Source organism: Bacteroides sp. ET336 (assembly GCF_024733815.1).
Lineage (GTDB): Bacteria > Bacteroidota > Bacteroidia > Bacteroidales > Bacteroidaceae > Phocaeicola > Phocaeicola cellulolyticus.
On sequence record NZ_JANRHK010000058.1, the window covers coordinates 1 to 604 of the forward strand.

Here is a 604-nt window from a genome sequence, read left to right on the forward strand (position 1 = left end):
TAATTAATAACCAACGGTCAGCGAAGCTAAAACCTTGTCAACTCGTCTCCTAGTCCCCAGTCCCTGGTATCTACTCCTTCACAATCCAACCTCTCCACATCCCTCTTCTCATAGCTGAAATTCACACCCACCTTCACCAGCTTCCTTCCGTCACATGATAAGCTAAAAACTATTCATCAGTACCGTGAAAGCATTCTTCACATGCTCGTTAGGGAACCCCAATTTGTAGGTATTCGATTTCTTATCGTAGGCTTTAATCGTCAGATAACCGCTCTGATAAATCAACGGAATAAGATTTTTCGATGCAGTATCGTTACTATCCAGCAGACTGCCGTCTATCTCAACCCCTTCCAAATCTCCAAAGTCAGAATCTCTCTTTTTAAGCATTTTCACCAGAAACGAAGGCGTTCCAACCTCTATCCAATTACTCATTAACTGTTTAGAATCCAGAGTAATCATTAAACCTGACAGGTTATAAATATCCACACAATCCTCGTTGAAGTGATACCCGTCGTACAATTCCTTGAGTTTCGCCTTTGTCTCCTCCTCTGTCATATCATTTGCAGTACCCAGATCCTTTATGCCATCTTTGAATACAGAGTGT

At 41.7% G+C, this 604-nt stretch carries 1 pseudogene; it reads right to left on the minus strand.

Annotated elements, in window-relative coordinates:
• Positions 1–162: 162 nt before the first annotated feature.
• A pseudogene (locus tag NW213_RS16810) lies at positions 163–604 on the minus strand (AAA family ATPase); the annotation flags it as partial.